Origin of the sequence: Enterobacter sp. kpr-6 (genome assembly GCF_900116015.1) — a bacterium.
In the GTDB taxonomy this organism is placed as follows: Bacteria; Pseudomonadota; Gammaproteobacteria; order Enterobacterales; family Enterobacteriaceae; genus Enterobacter_D.
This window is the reverse complement of the sequence record NZ_FOYH01000004.1, coordinates 352,405-373,516: the sequence shown is the minus strand read 5'-3', so window position 1 is coordinate 373,516 and position 21,112 is coordinate 352,405. Positions and strand designations below refer to the sequence as shown.

Here is a 21,112-nt window from a genome sequence, read left to right as displayed (position 1 = left end):
TCCGGTTTACTTAATTTGCTGCAAGGATCAGGAGACCAGCCCCAGTGCGCGTTTTACGGGCGCAAAGCTACGCCGGTGATGATCGGTTGCACCGTGTTCCGCCAGCCGTTCCAGATGAAAAGCTGTCGGATAACCTTTGTGCTGTGCAAAGCCATATTGAGGAAAAGTCAGATCCAGCGCCGCCATTTCTGCATCACGCGTCACTTTGGCAATAATAGACGCCGCGCTGATTTCTGCGACCCGGCTATCACCTTTTACTACCGCCATTGACGGCATCGGCAACGCCGGGCAGCGGTTGCCGTCGATCAGCACATATTCAGGAACAATGTGCAGACCGGCAACGGCGCGCTGCATCGCCAGCATGGTCGCATGCAGGATATTCAGCTCGTCGATTTCATGCGGCTCAGCGCGGCCCAGACTCCAGCTTAGCGCCTTTTCGGTGATCTCATCAAACAGCGCAAGGCGGCGCTTTTCAGAAAGTTTTTTAGAATCGTTCAGGCCCACAATCGGGCGCGCAGGGTCAAGAATGACCGCTGCCGTGACGACCGCGCCTACCAGCGGGCCGCGTCCTACTTCATCCACACCCGCCACAAGCCGGGTATGCGGATAAATAAATTCGATCATTTTGCTAACTCCAGCACAGCGTCGGCCGCTTGTTCATCGGCGTTGCAACGGATCTGCTGATGCAGCTCACGGAAAGTCTCATGCATAGCATGGCTGGTTTTGCCCTCGGCAAGCAGGGGCAGTAAGGCATCGGCAAGCGCCTGCGGCTGGCATTCTTCCTGCAACAACTCTTTCACCAGTTCACGCCCGGCAAGCAGGTTCGGCAGCGAAACGTAATCGGTCTTCACCAGACGTTTCGCCAGCCAGAAGGTGAATGGTTTCATACGATAACCCACCACCATCGGGCATTTTGCCAGCATACACTCCAGCGCAGCGGTACCCGAGGCCAGAAGTGCCGCGTCGCTGGCGATCATCGCTTCGCGTCCCATGCCATCAAGCAGATGTACAGGCAGATCGGGAGCGACTTCCGCTTTGATGCGTTCAAACTGCTCGCGGCGTTTGGCATTGACCAGCGGTACCACCACCTCTAAATCCGGGTAGTGATGACGCAGGATCTGTGCAGTTTTCAGAAAGTCGGCGCTGAGCATCTCAACTTCTGCGCCACGGCTGCCAGGCAGCAGCGCCAGGCAATGCACATGGTGCGCAATCCCCAGCGCATCACGCGCCGCATTTTTATCAGGATCAAGCGGCATGGCATCAGCCATGGTGTGCCCGATAAAACGACACGGCACGTTGAAGCGGTCATAAAACGCTTTTTCGAAAGGCAGGAATGCCAGCACCAGGTTGGTGGATCTGCCGATTTTGAAAACACGTTTTTGTCGCCAGGCCCAGACGGACGGGCTGACGTAGTGGATCGTTTTGATCCCCTGTTTTTTCAGATTGCCTTCGAGGGTGATGTTGAAATCCGGGGCATCAATGCCGACGAAAACATCAGGTTTCAGCGCGGTAAAACGACGGGTCAGATCGGCACGGATGTGCAGCAGCCGACGCAAACGGCCGAGCACTTCAACAATGCCCATCACCGCCAGCTCTTCCATTTCGTACCAGGCTTCACAACCTTCAGCCTGCATACGCGGCCCCGCCACGCCGACAAAGCGGGCGTCCGGGTGGCGTGCTTTGAGCGCTTTAATCAGACCGGCACCAAGAATATCGCCGGAGGTTTCTCCGGCGACCAGGGCAATCGTAAGCGGACGTCCAGACATTAACGGATCAGACCACGGGTTGAGCGCTCAAAGAATTCCGTAAACGCCTTCACTTCCGGATGCTGTTCCGCCAGTGCGGCAATTTCTGGTTTGGCTTCTTCAAACGTTTTGCCGCTGCGATACAGCAGTTTATAGGCATTACGAATAGCGACCAGCGCTTCGCGGCTGAAACCACGACGCTTCAATCCTTCGATATTCACACCAAACGGCGTGGCGTGGTTACCCTGGGCAATCACATACGGTGGGACGTCCTGCGCCACACCGGAGCAACCGCCAACCATCACGTGCGCACCAATAATGCAGAACTGGTGTACCGCCGTCATGCCGCCGATGATCGCAAAATCATCCACAGAGACGTGGCCCGCAAGCGTTGCATTATTGGCCAGGATACAGCGATTGCCGACGGTGCAATCATGCGCGACGTGCGCGTTGACCATCAGTAAGTTGTCGCTGCCCACCTTTGTCAATCCACCGCCCTGCTCTGTGCCACGGTGAATGGTGACGCTTTCGCGAATGCGGTTACGATCGCCAACTTCCACACGGGTCGGCTCACCAGCGTATTTCAAATCCTGGTTTGCTTCACCGATGGTGGCGAACTGATATATCTCATTATCACGGCCAATTTTTGTGTGGCCGTTGATGACAACGTGAGACTTCAGTACGGTACCCTCACCAATTTCAACATGGGGTCCAACAAGGCAGAACGGGCCAATATGAACGTTAGCGCCGATAACGGCACCGTCTTCCACAATGGCAGTAGGATGAATAAAGGCGGTATTATCAATCACGTATCAGGCCTCCCGGCTACGTGCACACATCATAGTAGCTTCACAAACAACTTTGCCGTCAACCAGTGCCACGCCTTTAAAGCGTGTCAGGCCGCGACGCGTTTTTTCGAACGTTACTTCCATGATCATTTGATCACCTGGCACCACAGGACGCTTAAAGCGCGCTTCGTCGATACCCGCAAAATAGTACAGCTCACCCGGCTCCAGTTTGCCAACGCTTTTAAACGCCAGGATACCTGTCGCCTGCGCCATGGCTTCCAGAATCAGAACACCCGGGAAAATAGGTTTGCCAGGGAAATGGCCCTGGAAAAATGGCTCGTTGACCGAAACATTTTTTACTGCGCGCAGAAAACGACCTTCTTCAAAATCCAGCACGCGGTCAACCAGCAAAAACGGGTAACGATGCGGCAGAAGCTCTAAAATCTCTTCAATGTGCAGAGTATGAGTGTCTGTAGTCAAAATACTCTTCCTGTCTAAATATACTGAATGGCAATAATAACACGGCCCGCGGCAAGCAAATGCCGTCAGGCCGGGAAGTTTGGGCGTAAAAGGGATGAATTATTAGTCTTGTTGATTGACCTTGCGTTCAATAGATTTGAGACGCTTACTCATATCATCAATGTTCATCACCAGTGCTGCTGTTTTGCGCCACACTTTGTTGGGTTGCAGCGGGATGCCTGATGAATACACGCCCGGTTCAGTGATCGGACGCATAACCATACCCATACCCGTTACGGTGACCTTGTCGCAGATTTCCATATGGCCGTTGATGACGCTGGCTCCGCCGATCATGCAATAACGACCAATTTTCAAACTACCCGCCATGATGACGCCACCGGCAACGGCGGTATTGTCGCCAATCACAACGTTATGTGCAATCTGGCACTGATTATCAATGATAACACCATTACCGATAACGGTGTCATCCAGTGCACCACGGTCAATGGTCGTACACGCGCCAATCTCAACGCGGGAACCAATGATGACGCGGCCAAGCTGCGGGATCTTCACCCAGTTACCCCGGTCGTTGGCGTAGCCAAAACCGTCTGCACCAATAACGGTACCAGACTGGATCAGGCAATTCTCACCGATCTCGATCTCGTGGTAAATGGTGACGTTGGCCCATAAACGGGAACCCGCGCCAATTTTTGTCTTTTTGCCAACGAAACAGCCTGCGCCAATTACCACGTTATCGCCTAACTCGACGTCAGATTCGATAACTGCGTTTGCGCCTACGGAGACGTTGTTACCCAGCTTCGCTGATGCATCAATTACCGCACTGGGTGCGATATTCTGTGCAGGTTGCGGCGTGGTATCAAGAATTTGCGCCATCCGGGCATACGTCAGGTAGGGGTTCTTCACTACCAGCGCGGCGCTTTTGGCAAACGGGAGGTCGTCCTGTGTCATCACAACAGCAGACGCCTGACAAGCGGCCAGATGTTCACGGTATTTAGGATTTACCATGAAAGTAATATGACCTGCTTGAGAAGACTGCATGGACGCAACGCCGGTGATGACGATATCGCCATCACCGTGTAATTCTGCATCCAACTGCTCTGCCAGATCAGACAGTCGAATTGAAGGCATTACTTATTTAACCTGTTTCAGCACATCAGCGGTGATATCTTTTACATCACTGCTGTTGTAAGCAACGGTGTTTGCGTCAACAACCAGGTCGATGCTCTGGTCAGCTGCCACTTTTTTCACAGCAGTCTGGATACGGTTAACCAGTTTGCCGCGCTCTTCGTTGGAACGACGCTGACGATCCTGCTCGAAAGCCTGTGCTTTCTGAGAGAAAGACTGGCGTGAAGACATAACGTCTTTTTCCAGCTTAGAGCGATCTGCGCCTGCTTTCATGGACTGTAAACGCTGCATTTTAGATTGCAGGTCGTTTTCCATTTTCTGAAGTTCACCGGCACGGCCTTTGAACTCGTTTTCCAGCGTTTTAGAAACGCCTGTAGTCTGCGCGACCTGTTGGAACAGGTTACCCATGTTTACGATTGCAATTTTGTCAGCAGCTTGTGCAGACGTTACCATCGCAAGACCCAGACCGGCAGCTAATAACCACTTTTTCACTATAAACTCCTTACCATCCCAAATGTACCCGCAGGTACCATTCTTTGCGTGGCAGGGCGAACCGCTGCCATCGCTACACTGCATATGCAGTCCTTTGCTCAGAACAATTACCAGGTTTTACCAATGTTAAACTGGAACTGTTCAGCTTTGTCACCCTCATACTTCTTAAACGGTTGGGCATACGAGAAGACCAACGGCCCTAATGGAGACATCCATTGTAGTGCGATACCTGCAGACATACGAATATTGCTTGGATCGCTGTAATCAGGGACGTCAGGATATGCGCCGCTTTCCCAGTTAGTATCCCAGACGGTACCCGCATCCCAGAAGAAGGAGGTACGTACAGAGTTCGCGTATTTTTCGCTGATAAACGGCGTCGGAGTGATGAACTCCAGGCTGGCGACGCCCATGGCATTACCGCCTACCGCATCATCAGATTCACATACTGAACCTGCTGTTCTGTTATCGCAGTTATCCTGATTGTTGCCGCCGAAATACACCGCTTTCGGACCAATGTTATTGGACTGGAAGCCGCGCACGGTGCTGGAACCACCCGCATAGAAGTTCTCATAGAACGGCATCTCTTTGCCGCCTAAGCCGTCGCCGTAGCCCCACTTGGTACGACCCAGGACGACCCAGTGATGGTCCTCGTCAATCGGGAAGTATGACGCGGTATCTAAGGTGACTTTGTAGAACTCGTTATCAGAACCCGGCACGGTCACTTTACCGTTCAGGTTGACGCGAGAACCTTCCGTTGGGAAGTAACCACGGTCAAGGCGGTTATAGGTCCAGCCGTAGTTGAACGTGAAGTCATCGGCTGCAAAACCGTTATCATCATTCTGCGTGCTCGCGCTCTGTCCCAGAGAATCCAGATAACGCCACATCGCCACCTGCGGTTCCATGTTGGACAGGTCGTTATGCACGTAGCCTAAGCCCAGACGTAAGGTGTTGTATTCGTTAATCGGGAAGCCCAGCGTACCGTCAAGGCCGTAGCTCTTGTTGGTATACGAGGAGAGATCTGCGTCGTCAGCTTCAAAGTCGTTATAGAAGATACGACCACCCAGACTCACACCGTCAACGGTGAAGTACGGGTTAGTGATAGAGAATTCAGAGTAGGTCTGGTAATCGTTCTTGGTGCCGTTGATACCCACAGAGTAACCGGTACCTAACCAGTTATCCTGCTGAACGCCAACCTGGAAGCTCACGCCACTTTCCGTGCCGTAACCGACACCGAAGTTGAAGCTACCGGTATTACGCTCTTTCACTTTATAAACGACATCAACCTGATCCGGACTACCCGGAATACGTTGGGTTTCAGTATCAACGGTTTCGAAGTAACCCAGACGGTTCAGACGCTCTTTACCCTGGTCAACCAGATCGCTGCCAAGCCATGCCCCTTCCATCTGACGCATTTCGCGGCGCAGAACGGCATCTTTCGAGGTGTCGTTACCTTCAAAACGGATTTTGCGCACATAGAAGCGGTTACCTGCATCTACGTTCACGCGCAGATTAACGGTTTTATCCGCATCGTTGATTTCGGGCTGAGACTGAACGCGTGGATAAGCGTAACCATAGCGACCCAGAAGCTTTTTAATGTCGTCTTCCATTTTGGTCACTTTGGTGCCGTTATACAGCTCGCCCGGCTCGATTTTGGTCAGGCTTTCAATTTCAGCAGAATGCCCTGCCAGATTACCGCTAACCTGAACACTGGAAAGCTTGTACTGCTCGCCTTCAGTAACGTTAACGGTAATGTAAATGCCTTTCTTATCCGGCGTCAGGCTGACCTGCGTAGAATCAATATTGAATCGCGCATAACCGCGATCCAGATAATAACTACGCAGCGTTTCCAAATCGCCTGCCAGTTTTTGCTTCTGGTATTTGCGATCGCCGACGACATTCCACCACGGCACTTCATCACGCAGCTGGAACGTTGAGATCAACTGTTCCGTGCTGAACGCATGGTTACCGACGATGTTAATCTGCTGGATCTGTGCCGATACGCCTTCCTGGAAGACCAGCTTCAGGTCAACGCGGTTGCGCGGCAGTGGGGTCACGACGGCTTTTACGCTCGCGCTGTATTTACCCACGCTGTAGTAGAAATCTTCCAGCCCTTTTTCAATATCAGAAAGGGTGGTGCGATCCAGGGATTCGCCCACACGCACGCCAGAAGCCTCAAGGTTCTGTTTCAGCATGTCATCTTTCACTGATTTGTTACCAGAGAAAGTGATACTGGCGATTGTCGGACGTTCTTTTACCTGTACGAGAAGGGTATCGCCATCGCGCAGGACGCGGACGTCCTCAAAGTTGCCAGTGGCAAACAATGCACGAATGGTATTACTGATATCTTCATCATTAACCGTATCGCCCTGACGGACTGGCATACTGAGGAGGGCCGCACCAACGGCGACACGCTGTAGGCCTTCGAAATGAATGTCCTTCACTACGAATCCTTCAGCACCGTATACGGTAGCGCTGCTAAACAGCAGCGACGCTATGAGCAACTTTTTCATCGCCATCGTTATTATGCGTTCTTCCTAACTAACTCTCATAACCGAGAGAAATCATTGAAAAGTGCAAGCCCCATTAGCAGCATCAGCAAAACCGAGCCAATGCGATAACTAAAGTCTTGAACTCGCTCGGATACCGGCCCGCCCTTCAGCTTCTCAATCGCCAAAAATAGCAGATGACCCCCATCAAGAACGGGTAGCGGGAACAGATTGATAATCCCTAAGTTCACGCTGATAAGCGCAAGGAACATCAGGTAATAAATCAATCCAAACTCCGCTGACATCCCAGCCCCTTGAGCGATCGAAATCGGCCCGCTGAGGTTGTTCAGTTTTACGTCACCGGTTATCAATTTCCCCAACATACTGACCGTCAGCTTCATCAATTGCCAGGTTTTATCCGTGGCTTCAACAATTGCGCTAAACGGCCCGTACTGGCGTATTGTCTTGTACTCATCGGGTAGCGGGATAATTTTAGGCACCACGCCTGCGAACCCTTCTTCCTTGCCGCCAACCGGTTTTGTATCTGGTATCAACGTTAAAGACAAGGGGCTTCCCTGTCTTTCGATATCCAGCGCTAACGAGGTACCGGGATTGTCCCGCACAAGGTTAACAAACGTCATCCACTGCGCTAACGGCTGACCATCGACTTTAACGATCCTGTCGCCCGCTTGCAAACCTGCTTTGCTGGCAGCGGAATCTGGCTGCACCTGTGCAAGCACCGGTTCAATTTGAGGACCACGAGGACGAATGCCGAGTGACGCAACCGGATCTTCGCGGTCAGGCTCGAAAGCCCATTGGCGTAAATCCAGCGTTTTGTTCTGTCGGCTATCGCCACCAAATGGCGCTACGCTGATTGTCGTCTTCTCGTCACCAATTTTGGAGACCAGTTGCAGACGCACAGCATCCCAATCAGGCGTTTCGATACCGTCAATTGCTTTAAGTTCCGTACCTGGCGTAATTTGAGCAGATGCCGCAATAGAGTTGGGCGTTATTTCACCGATAACCGGACGAACGCCAGGGACGCCGATGATAAACACCAGCCAGTAAGCAAAGATCGCAAAAAGGAAATTGGCTATCGGGCCTGCAGCAATGACGGCAGCACGCTGCCCAACGGATTTATTATTGAATGCGGTATGGCGGAGTTCAGGTATCACCGGCTCTACGCGCTCATCCAGCATTTTAACATAGCCGCCAAGCGGGATCAGCGCGATGACAAATTCCGTGCCCTGCTTATCGGTGCGACGCCAGAGCGCTTTACCAAAACCGATGGAAAAACGCTCTACCCGCACACCACAACGGCGAGCAACCCAGAAATGACCAAACTCGTGCACTGTGATTAGCACGCCCAGCGCAATAATAAACGCGGCCAGATTCCAGAGAATGCTCAACATAAAACCTTCCGTTAAATCGTCCTGAATACCAGCAGTAACAGGCAGGCAAACACCGGTACGGCGGCTGTCAGACTGTCGATACGATCGAGTATACCGCCATGTCCTGGAATAAGGTGACCACTATCTTTGATACCGGCTTCACGCTTAAACATACTTTCGGTTAAATCACCGAGTACGGAGGCAAGTGCTGCCACAATCGAGCAAATCAATAAGGCCGAAGGCGCAACATCAAGGTTTGCCCACACGCCATAGCCCCACGATATCACAGCGGCGGTGAATAACCCGCCAATAAATCCCTGCCAGGTTTTTCCGGGAGAAACTTTAGGGGCCAGCTTATGTTTGCCAAATAATTTACCAAACATATACGCACCGGAATCCGCACCCCATACGAGGATCATGATGTAAAGCAACCACACCGCTCCGCTGTAATGGTTGTCATCATAGTGCCAGGCGCGCAGCGCCAGCATTCCCCAAAAAAAGGGCACGATAGTGAGAATACCAAACACCAGGCGCAGCGCTTTTGAGTGCCGCCAGATCCCCGCAGAAGCCGGATAGAAGAGCACTAACAAGAGTGCAGCTATCCACCATCCCAGCGATGCCCATAACGAGACTTCAACCAACGGCTGATGCACATCGTGATGATACTCAGGCATAGCCAGTAGCATCGCGGCCAGTACCAGTCCACATAACACCGCAAGCCAGACGCGCTGAGTCCGGGAAGTAAAGCCGCTAAGCTGCCCCCATTCCCATGCAGCAAGCATGCACACGGCGATCGTGACTATGGCAAATCCCACCGGCGGCAGTAAAAACAGGGCCGCAATAACGATGGGTATTAATACAAAAGCAGAAATCAGGCGATACTTCAGCAAAAGCTACCCCCATCAGGCTTTGTCGCCACCAGGCTCGGTGCCGCCGAAACGACGCTCTCGATTGGCAAAGGCATGCAGCGCACCTTCAAAGTCTTGTTCATCGAAATCGGGCCAAAGAACATCTGTAAAGTAAAGTTCGGCATAGGCAATTTGCCAAAGCAGAAAGTTACTAATGCGATGCTCTCCCCCTGTCCTAATCACTAAATCTACGGGAGCCAGTTCATGCATGCAGATTTGCTTACTCAGCGCCTCTTCATCAATTTCATCCGGACGTAACAGTCCTTCCTGAACCTGAACAGCGAGTTGCTGTACTCCCTGAATAATATCCCAACGTCCGCCATAGTTCGCGGCAACATTCAACGTCAGCCCGGTGTTTTGTGCCGTCAGGGCTTCGGCCTTACGAATGCGTTCTTGTAAGCGTGCGTTAAAACGACGGGTATCGCCAATGACGCGCAGACGTACATTATGCTTGTGCAGGCTTTTTACTTCGCTGTCTAGCGCCCATACAAACAGTTCCATCAGCGCGCTGACTTCCTGCGCCGGACGATTCCAGTTTTCACTGCTAAAGGCATAAAGCGTCAATGCATCTATGCCGCTGTTAGCAGCAAAAGAAACCGCACGGCGAACAGATTTAGCCCCGGCTTTATGACCAAAGGCCCGAATCTTCCCTTGTCTTTTCGCCCAGCGACCATTGCCATCCATAATTATCGCTACATGACGGCAGCCATGCGCTGGCAAATTTTCGCTTAATGGTTGATTAGCAGACAACATAACGCGTTATTAGTCCCTGAAAAGGATTTAGCGGTAGCCAGGAATACTGAAGCCTTTACATAAAAAAGCCGTGTAAAACCACGGCTTACCAGACCTGATGGGGCTAATGCTCCACAAACAGGTGGCGCAGACTATATCACTGAAGCCCAACGCTAACAAATAGCACAACCACGTGTTGCCGTAATATCACCAGCTTGCGAGACGCATCACCTCTTTTTCGGCGACTTCACGAGCGGCGCTATCTACAGCCAGTACGTCATCAATACTTTGCGGTTCGCGCAAATCCATTTGTTCGAGAACAGACAGATTAAGGGCAGCGATATCGGTAAAGCGAATAGCGGACGCCAGAAATGCGGCAACCGTCACCTCATTTGCAGCATTCAGTGCCGTGGTCGCCGCCTGCCCTTGTTCAAACGCATCCATCGCCAGCTTCAGGCAGGGATAGCGCTCATAATCAGGCGCGACAAACGTTAACGCACTCAGCTTACAAAAATCGAGAGGTTTCACCCCGGAAGTGACGCGTTCAGGCCATGCCATCGTATGGGCAATTGGCGTGCGCATATCCGGCTCACCTAACTGAGCTAACACGCTACCATCCTGATAACGCACCATGGAGTGGATCACCGATTGCGGGTGAATCAGCACTTCCATCTGGTGTGCGGAAGCATTAAACAGCCAGCGCGCTTCAATGTATTCCAGACCTTTATTCATCATGGTGGCAGAATCGACGGAGATTTTACGTCCCATCGACCAGTTGGGATGACGGCACGCCTGATCAGGCGTCATAGTAGCCAGTTCAGACAGCGGCGTTTCCCGAAATGGGCCACCAGACCCGGTAAGCAAAATGGAGAGAACACCGTTTTGCTCCAGATCAGCGTACCCCAGGTTATGCTGGAAAGGTTGCGGTAAACTCTGAAAAATGGCGTTATGTTCGCTGTCTACGGGTAAAAGTTGCGCCCCGCTGTTCTTCACCGCCTCCATAAACAGACGCCCGCAGGTGACCAGCGCCTCTTTATTTGCCAGGAGTACCGTTTTACCTGCATGGATTGCCGCCAGAGTCGGCACCAGTCCCGCCGCGCCGACAATCGCCGCCATGACCTGATCCACCTCTTCCAGCGCCGCCATTTCACAGGCTGCCCGCTGACCACTCATGACCTCTGTGCGGCTGCCATGCTGCCTTAGCGCCTCTTTAAGCTCGCGGGCGCTGGCCTCATCGTCCATTACCGCAAAACGCGGGGCGAACTCCAGACACTGTTCAATCATGCGGGTGACGTTCTTGCCCGCTACCAGCGCGGTTACAGAGAAGCGGTCGGGATTCTGGCGAACCACATTGAGGGTGCTGCAACCAATCGAGCCGGTTGAGCCAAGGAGAGTGAGTTGTTTCATGGCGGTGAGACGTCCGATTATTGGAGGATAAAAAGCAAAACGCCGCCAGCAAACCTTTCGGTTTCCTGCGCGGCGTTTTAATCGTTCATGCGAAATCAGAACTGCATCAGTTCAGCTTCTTTATCCGCCAGTGCGGCATCAACTTTCTTAATGGCTGCGTCAGTCATTTTCTGCACGTCGTCCTGAGAACGGCGATCGTCATCTTCGCTGATCTCTTTATCTTTCAACAGTGCCTTCACTTTATCGTTCGCATCGCGACGCACGTTACGCACAGCTACGCGCGCGCCTTCTGCTTCACCACGAACAACTTTGATCAGATCTTTACGACGCTCTTCGGTCAGCGCAGGCAGTGGAACGCGAATATCGCTGCCCGCGGAGTTCGGGTTCAGACCGAGATCGGACGCCATGATCGCTTTTTCAACGGCCGGGCCCATGGAACGATCGAAAACGTTAATTTTCAGGGTGCGGGAATCTTCAACCGTCACGCTTGCCAGCTGGCGCAGCGGCGTAGGCGTACCGTAGTACTCCACAACAATACCGTCCAGAAGGCTTGGGGAAGCGCGACCGGTGCGCACTTTGCTGATTTGGGTTTTGAATGCTTCTACGCATTTTTCCATGCGTACTTCAGCATCTTTTCTGATATCGCTAATCACGTTACGAATCCTTGAAAACTTGTCTCAGGCAGACCACACGCCGTCACGCCATAAAAGGTGTGCTAAGTATAGTCCCGTTTAATTCATGACACCGCAAAAGGTGCCGGGTAAAACCACGTCAAAATAAAGCGGGATCTTACCTTTATTTATCGCTCACGGAAATTATTCCGTGATTAAAGTGCCTTCTTTTTCACCCATGACCACGCGACGCAGTGCGCCTGGCTTATTCATGTTGAAAACACGGATCGGCAATTTGTGATCGCGGGCAAGCGTAAAGGCCGCCAGATCCATCACTTTCAGCTCTTTATCCAGCACTTCGCTGTAAGACAGTTGATCGTACATTGTTGCAGCAGGATCTTTTGCCGGATCGGCCGTAAAGACGCCATCCACTTTGGTGGCTTTCAGCACCACGTCTGCTTCGATCTCAATCCCGCGCAGGCAGGCAGCGGAATCGGTAGTAAAGAACGGATTACCTGTACCGGCGGAGAGGATCACCACACGGTTATTACGCAGCAGGCTGATGGCTTCAGCCCAGCTGTAATTGTCACACACGCCGTTCAGCGGGATCGCCGACATCAGACGGGCGTTCACATAGGCGCGGTGAAGTGCGTCGCGCATCGCCAGGCCGTTCATCACGGTAGCCAGCATACCCATGTGGTCGCCCACTACGCGGTTCATGCCCGCTTTTGCCAGTCCGGCACCACGGAAAAGGTTACCACCACCAATGACCACGCCGACCTGGATGCCTAATTCCACCAGCTCTTTAATTTCTTGTGCCATGCGATCGAGGATGCTTGCGTCAATACCGAAGCCTTCGGTGCCCTGCAACGCTTCGCCGCTAAGCTTGAGCAGGATGCGTTTATAGACGGGTTTTGCATTGGTAGCCATGATTCTTTCCTGAGACTGTCAACGAATGAGAGGGATGTAATACAGGCGACATGATACGTCGCAAACCAGCGCGAACAACATAGGTCTTTTGCTGATTTTAGAATGCAGATTGCAAAAAGAAGCCGCCCTCAGGCGGCTCCTTTTATTGATTAAGACTGCTTGGACATGGCAGCAACTTCTGCTGCGAAGTCAGTCTCAACTTTCTCGATGCCTTCGCCCACTTCGAAGCGGATGAAGTTAGTCACGTCAGCGTTGTGCTCTTTCAGCAGCTGGCCAACGGTTTTGCTCGGGTCCATTACGAAAGGCTGACCGGTCAGAGACACTTCGCCGGTGAATTTCTTCATGCGGCCTTCAACCATTTTCTCTGCGATTTCTTTCGGCTTACCGGACTGCATGGCGATGTCCAGCTGAACCTGGTACTCTTTCTCAACCACTTCAGCAGACACATCTTCAGGCTTCACGAACTCAGGCTTGCTTGCAGCAACGTGCATTGCCAGCTGCTTAACCAGTTCTTCGTCAGCACCTTTAGCAGCGATCAGAACACCGATGCGTGCGCCGTGCAGGTAAGAACCCAGCACTTCGCCTTCCAGGGAAGACACGCGACGGATGTTGATGTTTTCACCGATTTTAGCAACCAGGGCAACACGCTCTTCTTCGAACTGCGTTTTCAGTACTTCAACGTCAGTGATTTTGCCAGCAACTGCTGCATCCAGAACTTTATTAGCAAATGCCTGGAAGCCGCTGTCTTTAGCAACGAAGTCAGTCTGGCAGTTAACTTCCAGAATCACACCGAAAGTGCCATCGATCTTGGTGATGATCACGCCGTCAGCAGCCACGTTGCCTGCTTTTTTCGCCGCTTTGATCGCGCCAGATTTACGCATGTTTTCGATTGCCAGCTCGATGTCGCCATTAGCTTCAGTCAGTGCTTTTTTGCAATCCATCATGCCTGCGCCAGTACGTTCGCGCAGCTCTTTTACCAGGGATGCGGTAATTTCAGCCATTCTAAAATCCTCGGGAGATTTGACCTGCCCGGCCTCGACGACCAGACAGATTTAAAAGTGAAAAAGGGGCCATAAAAAGGCCCCCCTAACCAAACTCGATACTACCTGGTTAATAAGGGCTCCAGGGAGCTTGCCTTATTATTCAGCTTCTACGAAGCTTTCTTCCGCCTGAGAAGCCAGATCCTGAGAACGGCCTTCACGAACGGTAGCAGCAACAGCGTTCAGGTACAGGCTAACAGCACGGATTGCGTCGTCGTTACCCGGGATAACGAAGTCAACACCGTCCGGATCGGAGTTGGTATCAACGATAGCAAATACCGGGATACCCAGGTTGTTTGCTTCTTTGATCGCGATGTGCTCGTGGTCAGCATCGATTACGAACAGAGCGTCCGGCAGACCGCCCATGTCTTTGATACCGCCCAGGCTGTTTTCCAGTTTCTCCAGCTCGCGAGTACGCATCAGCGCTTCTTTCTTGGTCAGCTTGTCGAAAGTACCGTCCTGAGACTGAGTTTCCAGGTCTTTCAGACGTTTGATGGACTGACGAACGGTTTTCCAGTTAGTCAGCATGCCGCCCAACCAGCGATGGTTCACGAAGAACTGGTCGCAGTTGTTAGCAGCTTCTTTCACCGCTTCGCTTGCAGCGCGTTTAGTACCAACGAACAGAATCTTACCTTTACGGGAAGAGATCTTGTTCAGCTCAGCCAGGGCTTCGTTGAACATCGGTACAGTTTTCTCAAGGTTGATGATGTGAACTTTGTTACGCGCGCCGAAGATGAAAGGCTTCATTTTCGGGTTCCAGTAACGGGTCTGGTGACCAAAGTGAACACCAGCCTTGAGCATGTCGCGCATGGAAACAGTTGCCATGATTAAAACCTCTATATAAAAGTTGGGGTTATGCCTCCACGTATCCCATATTACCGACCCCGAAGGGCACCCCGGAATATGTGCCGATACGTGTGTGTTATTACACAAAGTGAGATTAGTGGCTCACGTCCATTCTGTGTATACGAAATGGAACGGAAGTCCGGCGCGCTTTATACCATAAATCCCGCTCTGACTCCAATAAATGTTGGCATGATGTGCGCCGTTTGATTCTCAATTTGGCACAGGCCTTCCCTGACTGTTAACATTGACCGCACTTAGACAATACTTGTCGATCACCTCGACACCGATGGACAGCATCCATGGCTATCTCACTGAAGACTTCTGAAGAAATTGAAAAAATGCGCGTTGCGGGCAAACTGGCCGCAGAAGTGCTGGAAATGATCGAGCCTTACATCAAGCCGGGCATCAGCACGGGCGAGCTCGACCGCATCTGTAATGATTACATCGTCAACGAGCAGCACGCCGTTTCCGCCTGCCTCGGCTACCACGGTTTCCCGAAATCGGTCTGCATCTCTATTAATGAAGTGGTGTGCCACGGTATCCCGGACGACGAGAAGCTGCTGAAAGACGGCGATATCGTCAACATTGACGTGACCGTTATTAAAGACGAGTACCACGGTGACACCTCTAAAATGTTCATCGTCGGTAAGCCGACTATTCTGGGTGAGCGTCTGTGCCGCGTCACCCAGGACAGCCTCTACCTGGCGCTGAAAATGGTCAAACCGGGTATTCGTCTGCGCACAATCGGCGCGGCAATCCAGAAGTTTGTGGAAGCCGAAGGCTTCTCCGTGGTGCGTGAATATTGCGGTCACGGCATTGGCCGCGTCTTCCACGAAGAGCCGCAGGTTCTGCACTACGATGCGGATGATGGCGGCGTCGTGCTTCAGGCGGGCATGACCTTTACTATCGAGCCGATGGTCAATGCCGGTGATTACCGCATCCGCACCATGAAAGATGGCTGGACGGTGAAAACCAAAGACCGGAGCTTGTCGGCGCAATACGAGCATACTATTGTGGTGACAGAGAACGGCTGCGAAATAATGACGTTACGCAAGGATGACACCATCCCGGCGATACTCTCGCACAACGAATGATAAAGAGCCGGCGAATGCCGGCTTTTTTTATGGTGATAGTTTTTTCTTATATTGGGGTGGCGCACGATGATCCACAGTCTCTCTGAGCAGTTAAGCCTTACGGCACCCACGCTTCCCGGCCAGCCCATCAATCCCTCTTCCTGGCCTGCGGACGATCTGAATTGCGCGGGGATCAAAGCGCGCATCGATACGTTCCAGCAATGGGTGGGACACGTCTTTGATGAAGGCCTGTCGGCTGAGCAGCTTATTGAGGCGCGCACCGAATTTATTGATCAGTTATTGCAGCGCCTGTGGATGGAATATGGCTTCGGTGAAGTCAGCGATGCGGCGCTGGTGGCGGTCGGCGGCTACGGTCGCGGCGAACTGCATCCGCTCTCCGATATTGACCTGCTGATCTTAAGCCGCAAAAAGCTCTCCGATGAACAATCGCAAAAGATTGGCGAACTGCTCACGCTGCTCTGGGACGTGCGGCTGGAGGTCGGGCACAGCGTGCGAACCCTGGAAGAGTGTTTGCTGGAAGGGTTATCGGATCTCACCGTCGCCACCAACCTGATTGAGTCCCGCCTGCTGATTGGTGATGTGGCGCTCTTTCTGGAGTTGCAAAAGCATATTTTCAGCGATGGCTTCTGGCCGTCGGAAAAGTTCTTTGCCGCCAAGCTCGACGAGCAAAACGAACGCCACCAGCGCTATCACGGCACCAGCTACAACCTTGAACCGGATATTAAAAACAGTCCCGGCGGCCTGCGCGACATCCATACGCTACAGTGGATCGCCCGCCGTCACTTCGGTGCCACTTCGCTCAGTGAAATGGTCGGTTTCGGCTTTTTAACCCCCGCCGAACGTAACGAACTGAACGAATGCCTGCATTTGCTGTGGCGCATCCGTTTTGCGCTGCATCTGGAAATCACCCGCTACGACAACCGCCTGTTGTTCGACCGCCAGCTTAGCGTCGCCCAGCGCCTGAACTACAGCGGCGAAGGCAACCAGCCGGTTGAGCACATGATGAAAGATTTCTATCGCGTGACCCGTCGGGTGACGGAACTCAACCAGATGCTGATCCAGCTTTTTGACGAAGCGATTCTGGCGCTGACCGCCGATGAAAAACCGCGCGCCATTGATGATGAATTCCAGCTTCGCGGCACGCTTATCGATCTGCGCGACGAAACGCTGTTTATCCGCGAGCCGCAGGCGATCCTGCGCATGTTTTACATCATGGTGCGTAACAGCAGCATTACCGGCATTTACTCCACCACGCTGCGTCACCTGCGTCATGCCCGTCGCCATCTGACGCAGCCGCTGTGCTATATCCCCGAAGCGCGCTCGCTGTTTCTCAGCATGTTGCGCCATCCGGGCGCGGTCAGCCGCGGCTTGCTGCCGATGCACCGGCACAGCGTTTTATGGGCCTACATGCCGCAGTGGTCACACATCGTGGGCCAGATGCAGTTCGATCTGTTTCACGCGTATACCGTGGATGAACACACGATCCGCGTGCTGCTCAAACTGGAAAGTTTTGCCAACGAAGCCACCCGTCAGAAGCATCCGCTGTGCGTAGAACTGTGGCCGCGCCTTACCCATCCGGAGCTGATCCTGATTGCTGCCCTGTTCCACGATATCGCTAAAGGTCGCGGCGGCGATCATTCGGTGCTCGGCGCGCAGGACGTGCTGAAATTTGCCGAACTGCACGGTCTGAACTCGCGGGAAACCCAACTGGTTGCCTGGCTGGTGCGCCACCATCTGCTGATGTCGGTCACCGCACAGCGGCGTGATATTCAGGATCCCGAAGTGATCAAACAGTTCGCCGAAGAGGTGCAAACAGAAAACCGCCTGCGTTTTCTGGTCTGCCTGACGGTCGCCGATATCTGTGCCACTAACGAAACCTTGTGGAATAGCTGGAAGCAGAGTCTGTTGCGCGAACTGTACTTTGCCACTGAAAAACAGCTTCGCCGGGGGATGCAAAACACGCCGGATATGCGTGAGCGCGTGCGCCATCACCAGATCCAGGCGCTGGCGCTGCTGCGAATGGATAACATTGATGAAGAGGCGCTGCATCATATCTGGGCGCGCTGCCGGGCAAACTATTTTGTGCGCCACAGCCCAAATCAACTCGCCTGGCATGCGCGCCATTTGCTGAAGCACGATCTCAGCCAGCCGTTGATCCTGTTAAGTCCGCAGGCCACGCGCGGGGGGACGGAGATTTTTATCTGGAGCCCGGACCGACCTTATCTGTTTGCTGCCGTCTGTGCCGAACTGGACAGGCGCAATCTCAGCGTGCACGACGCGCAGATTTTTACCACCCGCGACGGTATGGCGATGGACACCTTTATAGTGCTGGAGCCGGACGGCAAACCGCTGTCGCCGGATCGTCACGATGCGATTAACGCGGGCCTGGTGCAGGCCATCACTCAGCGTAGCTGGCAGCCACCGCAGCCGCGCCGCCAGGCCGCCAAACTGCGTCATTTTACCGTCGATACGGAAGTAAACTTTTTGCCCACGCATACCGAGCGGAAATCGTTTTTAGAACTCATTGCGCTCGATCAACCCGGCCTCCTGGCCCGCGTCGGACAGGTCTTCGCCGACCTCGGGATTTCGCTCCACGGGGCGAGAATTTCGACAATTGGTGAGCGAGTAGAAGATTTATTTATAATCGCCACAGCCGATCGGCGTGGCCTTAATAATGTGCTCCAGAAGGAAGTGCAACAACGGTTGACAGAGGCCCTCAATCCAAACGATAAAGGGTAACGATTTTTTTTCACCAGGATGGAAAGAGTAAACAATGCAGCAGTTACAGAACGTTATTGAATCCGCTTTCGAGCGTCGCGCCGAGATCACACCGGCCAATGCAGACACCGTGACCCGTGAAGCGGTAAACCAGGTTATCGCTTTACTGGATTCCGGCGCGCTGCGCGTCGCAGAAAAAATTGACGGGCAATGGGTGACCCATCAGTGGCTGAAGAAAGCGGTACTGCTCTCTTTCCGTATTAACGACAATCAGGTTATCGACGGCGCGGAAAGTCGCTACTTTGATAAAGTGCCGATGAAATTCGCCAACTACGACGAAGCGCGCTTCCAGAAAGAAGGCTTCCGCGTGGTGCCGCCTGCGGCCGTGCGTCAGGGTGCGTTTATCGCCCGTAACACCGTACTGATGCCCTCTTACGTCAACATTGGCGCTTACGTTGATGAAGGCACCATGGTTGATACCTGGGCGACGGTCGGTTCCTGTGCGCAGATCGGTAAAAACGTTCACCTCTCCGGCGGCGTAGGCATCGGCGGCGTTCTGGAGCCACTGCAGGCGAACCCGACGATTATTGAAGATAACTGCTTCATTGGCGCACGTTCTGAAGTCGTTGAAGGCGTTATCGTTGAAGAAGGTTCCGTGATCTCCATGGGCGTTTATATCGGTCAGAGCACCCGTATTTACGATCGCGAAACCGGTGAGGTCCACTATGGTCGCGTACCGGCAGGCTCCGTTGTCGTCTCCGGCAACCTGCCATCAAAAGACGGTAAATACAGCCTGTATTGCGCAGTTATCGTGAAGAAAGTGGATGCGAAAACGCGCGGCAAAGTTGGCATCAACGAACTGCTGCGTACGATCGACTGATTGCACACCACAACGGGCGACATGATGTCGCCCTTTTTTTCATCAGGGATAGTCGAACAACAGCGCGCTTAACGTTGCAGGAGTCAGCATCCCGTAAAGGAAGAGAAAATGGGGAATTATTATCTCGGCGGCTATCTGTTGTTGCACTGCCTTCCCGGTAACTATCCCGATAGCCCATTGGATGGCAAACCCCTTCTGACATGCAGCACCTGCTTTAACGATAGCCTGCTGGATGACTGGTCCTATTGCTGGTCAGGTTTTGATAAAAACGACCCTTATGACGCCTGGGTTACCATTCGCGAACACCTTGCGTCCGCCTATTCTTTGGATGACATTACCTGGGAACGTCTTAGTGGCTGGGTTAATGAAAAATATGAGACCGGAAATGTAGGCTGGCCCGCTCTCTTTATGGACGCTGCCACCGCTATAGAATACAAACAGACCTTTTTCCCACAGCTAAACGACTGCTATCTTCTCGCTCTTTATATTGACGGAAATGATGCACAGCGCTTTATCGACTCCTGGCGTCCCCAAAACGACATGGAGGGTATGCCCGGTATTTATCGGAAATTGAGTGCCTTTCAACCTGAACAAGCATTATCTGACGAAAAGCTACTCGGCTACGATATCGGCGGCCTTGATATAGACGGCGGGTTTCACACCTCTCACTGCCACTCTTCTCTGCACGATGAACTCTGCCAGCGCTTTGCGCTGACGCTTAATTCGCACGGCCTTTATGATGCCCTTGATGACTGGCAACCCGTTGTCGATTATATGAATAATGATAAGACCGTTTGCGAGCCGGTTCCCTGGGGTATCGTTAAGATAAAACAGGTAATTTTTTAGAAACTACGCCATGATAATAATCTGGTAGAAAAGGTTTTCATGTGAACTCAGTCGAGCCGGGTAAAAGGGCTGGATGATAAGATAATCAAAATTCACTGACTCTTTTGAGGTGCAGTTATGTACGATAATCTGAAAAGTTTAGGCATTACCAATCCTGATGAAATCGATCGTTATAGCCTCCGTCAGGAAGCCAATAATGACATTCTGAAAATCTACTTTCATAAAGACAAAGGCGAGTTTTTTGCGAAGAGCGTGAAGTTTAAATATCCGCGTCAGCGTAAAACCATTGTCGCAGACGGGGTCGGTCAGGGTTATAAAGAAGTTCAGGAGATCAGCCCAAATCTGCGTTACGTGATTGATGAGCTTGATCAAATCTGCCAGCGCGACCGTAGTGAAGTGGATTTAAAACGCAAAATTCTTGATGATCTGCGTCATCTGGAAAGCGTGGTGACCAATAAGATCAGTGAAATCGAAGCGGATCTGGAAAAACTTACGCGTAATAAATAAGTGACCCCTCACCCCAGCCCTCTCCCCCAGGGAGAGGGAGCAAACCGTTTTCCCCTTCACCCCCGGAGTTGAATTTAGGGTTTTCC

20 protein-coding genes are annotated in these 21,112 nt (G+C 52.5%); 5 read left to right on the top strand and 15 right to left on the bottom strand.

What is annotated here, in order from left to right:
* Positions 1-27: 27 nt before the first annotated feature.
* The 15 genes from rnhB to rpsB all read right to left on the bottom strand — a co-directional run bounded on the left by rnhB (position 28) and on the right by rpsB (position 14,960).
* A complete protein-coding gene (gene rnhB, locus BM373_RS13325) occupies positions 28-624 on the bottom strand; it encodes a ribonuclease HII (protein ID WP_090462162.1) in 597 nt (198 codons plus the stop codon).
* Positions 621-1,766, bottom strand: a complete 1,146-nt coding sequence (gene lpxB, locus BM373_RS13320) for a lipid-A-disaccharide synthase (RefSeq protein WP_090462161.1) — start codon at positions 1,764-1,766, stop codon at positions 621-623. Before lpxB ends, rnhB begins: the two co-directional genes overlap by 4 nt.
* Positions 1,766-2,554 carry an acyl-ACP--UDP-N-acetylglucosamine O-acyltransferase gene (gene lpxA, locus BM373_RS13315; protein WP_090462159.1) on the bottom strand — a complete coding sequence of 263 codons (789 nt, stop codon included), beginning with the start codon at positions 2,552-2,554 and terminating at the stop codon, positions 1,766-1,768. The genes lpxB and lpxA overlap by 1 nt, the downstream gene beginning before the upstream one ends.
* A gap of 3 nt (positions 2,555-2,557) precedes the next feature.
* Entirely contained in the window at positions 2,558-3,013 is a 456-nt protein-coding gene (gene fabZ, locus BM373_RS13310) for a 3-hydroxyacyl-ACP dehydratase FabZ (protein ID WP_007373234.1), read from the bottom strand.
* Between the two features lie 102 nt (positions 3,014-3,115).
* On the bottom strand, positions 3,116-4,141 hold the full coding sequence (lpxD, locus tag BM373_RS13305) for a UDP-3-O-(3-hydroxymyristoyl)glucosamine N-acyltransferase (RefSeq protein ID WP_090462156.1): 1,026 nt from the start codon (positions 4,139-4,141) through the stop codon (positions 3,116-3,118).
* 3 nt (positions 4,142-4,144) lie between these two features.
* A complete protein-coding gene (gene skp, locus BM373_RS13300) occupies positions 4,145-4,630 on the bottom strand; it encodes a molecular chaperone Skp (RefSeq protein ID WP_090462154.1) in 486 nt (161 codons plus the stop codon).
* Positions 4,631-4,737: 107 nt separating this feature from the next.
* A complete protein-coding gene (bamA, locus tag BM373_RS13295; RefSeq protein WP_090462152.1) occupies positions 4,738-7,146 on the bottom strand; it encodes an outer membrane protein assembly factor BamA in 2,409 nt (802 codons plus the stop codon).
* A gap of 29 nt (positions 7,147-7,175) precedes the next feature.
* Entirely contained in the window at positions 7,176-8,528 is a 1,353-nt protein-coding gene (gene rseP / locus BM373_RS13290) for a sigma E protease regulator RseP (protein ID WP_090462150.1), read from the bottom strand.
* Between the two features lie 11 nt (positions 8,529-8,539).
* Positions 8,540-9,397 carry a phosphatidate cytidylyltransferase gene (cdsA, locus tag BM373_RS13285; protein WP_090462148.1) on the bottom strand — a complete coding sequence of 286 codons (858 nt, stop codon included), beginning with the start codon at positions 9,395-9,397 and terminating at the stop codon, positions 8,540-8,542.
* 12 nt (positions 9,398-9,409) lie between these two features.
* Positions 9,410-10,168 (bottom strand): (2E,6E)-farnesyl-diphosphate-specific ditrans,polycis-undecaprenyl-diphosphate synthase, encoded by a 759-nt coding sequence (gene ispU, locus BM373_RS13280; protein ID WP_090462146.1) that lies wholly within the window; start codon positions 10,166-10,168, stop codon positions 9,410-9,412.
* A 186-nt stretch (positions 10,169-10,354) separates the two neighbouring features.
* Complete coding sequence (gene ispC / locus BM373_RS13275; protein ID WP_090462144.1) at positions 10,355-11,554, bottom strand: 1-deoxy-D-xylulose-5-phosphate reductoisomerase; 1,200 nt, start codon at positions 11,552-11,554, stop codon at positions 10,355-10,357.
* A 95-nt stretch (positions 11,555-11,649) separates the two neighbouring features.
* Entirely contained in the window at positions 11,650-12,207 is a 558-nt protein-coding gene (gene frr, locus BM373_RS13270) for a ribosome recycling factor (RefSeq protein WP_090462142.1), read from the bottom strand.
* Between the two features lie 162 nt (positions 12,208-12,369).
* Positions 12,370-13,095 carry a UMP kinase gene (pyrH, locus tag BM373_RS13265; protein ID WP_042390616.1) on the bottom strand — a complete coding sequence of 242 codons (726 nt, stop codon included), beginning with the start codon at positions 13,093-13,095 and terminating at the stop codon, positions 12,370-12,372.
* A gap of 149 nt (positions 13,096-13,244) precedes the next feature.
* Positions 13,245-14,096 carry a translation elongation factor Ts gene (gene tsf / locus BM373_RS13260; RefSeq protein WP_090462140.1) on the bottom strand — a complete coding sequence of 284 codons (852 nt, stop codon included), beginning with the start codon at positions 14,094-14,096 and terminating at the stop codon, positions 13,245-13,247.
* Between the two features lie 138 nt (positions 14,097-14,234).
* Positions 14,235-14,960: a 30S ribosomal protein S2 gene (gene rpsB / locus BM373_RS13255; RefSeq protein ID WP_090462138.1), complete on the bottom strand. Its 726-nt coding sequence runs from the start codon at positions 14,958-14,960 to the stop codon at positions 14,235-14,237.
* A gap of 320 nt (positions 14,961-15,280) precedes the next feature.
* Here rpsB and map point away from each other — a divergent pair, with 320 nt between their 5' ends.
* The 5 genes from map to BM373_RS13230 all read left to right on the top strand — a co-directional run bounded on the left by map (position 15,281) and on the right by BM373_RS13230 (position 21,026).
* Positions 15,281-16,075 (top strand): type I methionyl aminopeptidase, encoded by a 795-nt coding sequence (map, locus tag BM373_RS13250; protein WP_090462136.1) that lies wholly within the window; start codon positions 15,281-15,283, stop codon positions 16,073-16,075.
* A gap of 69 nt (positions 16,076-16,144) precedes the next feature.
* A complete protein-coding gene (gene glnD / locus BM373_RS13245; RefSeq protein ID WP_177220153.1) occupies positions 16,145-18,814 on the top strand; it encodes a bifunctional uridylyltransferase/uridylyl-removing protein GlnD in 2,670 nt (889 codons plus the stop codon).
* Positions 18,815-18,848: 34 nt separating this feature from the next.
* A complete protein-coding gene (gene dapD, locus BM373_RS13240; RefSeq protein WP_090462133.1) occupies positions 18,849-19,673 on the top strand; it encodes a 2,3,4,5-tetrahydropyridine-2,6-dicarboxylate N-succinyltransferase in 825 nt (274 codons plus the stop codon).
* Positions 19,674-19,781: 108 nt separating this feature from the next.
* Positions 19,782-20,519, top strand: coding sequence for a hypothetical protein (locus BM373_RS13235; RefSeq protein WP_090462131.1), 738 nt, complete (start codon positions 19,782-19,784; stop codon positions 20,517-20,519).
* A 117-nt stretch (positions 20,520-20,636) separates the two neighbouring features.
* Positions 20,637-21,026 (top strand): DUF3461 family protein, encoded by a 390-nt coding sequence (locus tag BM373_RS13230; protein WP_090462129.1) that lies wholly within the window; start codon positions 20,637-20,639, stop codon positions 21,024-21,026.
* Positions 21,027-21,112: the final 86 nt, after the last annotated feature.